The 524-nt window shown below is 57.8% G+C and carries 2 protein-coding genes; one reads left to right on the forward strand and one right to left on the reverse strand.

From position 1 onward, the window contains the following. Positions 1-203 (forward strand): hypothetical protein (locus tag IVA91_RS09640; RefSeq protein WP_247458636.1); only part of this gene is annotated, 203 nt, incomplete at its 5' end. A gap of 9 nt (positions 204-212) precedes the next feature. Here IVA91_RS09640 and IVA91_RS09645 read toward each other — a convergent pair. Next, entirely contained in the window at positions 213-452 is a 240-nt protein-coding gene (locus IVA91_RS09645; protein ID WP_247458634.1) for a hypothetical protein, read from the reverse strand. Positions 453-524: the final 72 nt, after the last annotated feature.

The raw sequence follows: 524 nt of genomic DNA on the forward strand, positions 1-524 counted from the left end.
TTTTTGCTGTCCAATCCCATCTCAAACCTCCGTCCAACCCGGAGGCTTCTTCGCACAGCTATCCCGATCCCGAACCAAGGGCTCCGGCTAAGCGCTTACGTTTTTTTGAAGCTCAGCCCTTCGGCGTGAACGAACGTCCACACCGCCCGCACGTCTGTCTTGATCCCGCGAGCAGCCAGTTCCTCCGTATCCATTCGGCGTAGGCCGCAGGATCACCGCTTCAGCAGTCCAGGGTTTTCCTTGTAGAACTTAATAAGCTCGATCACGTTGTCGATGCCGAAGTCGGTGAACGCCTGAACGCCGTCTTCTCCGACGCCATAGACCCAGATGAAGCCATCCTCGATCTCCATCTCGTTGGCGATGTCCCACAGCCAATCTTCGTCTTCGCCGAGGTCTTTGGCGACCTTGGTGATGGTGGTGACGTGATGGACCTTGTTGACGTGGGTGGTCATGCCGCCGCTCGAGCGGAGAGCGCAGATGCTGGCGTCCAATTCCAGGGCAGAAGTTCGTCCAGCCGATGAGCC

The sequence above is a fragment of the Bradyrhizobium sp. 153 genome, from assembly GCF_023073835.1.
Lineage (GTDB): Bacteria > Pseudomonadota > Alphaproteobacteria > Rhizobiales > Xanthobacteraceae > Bradyrhizobium.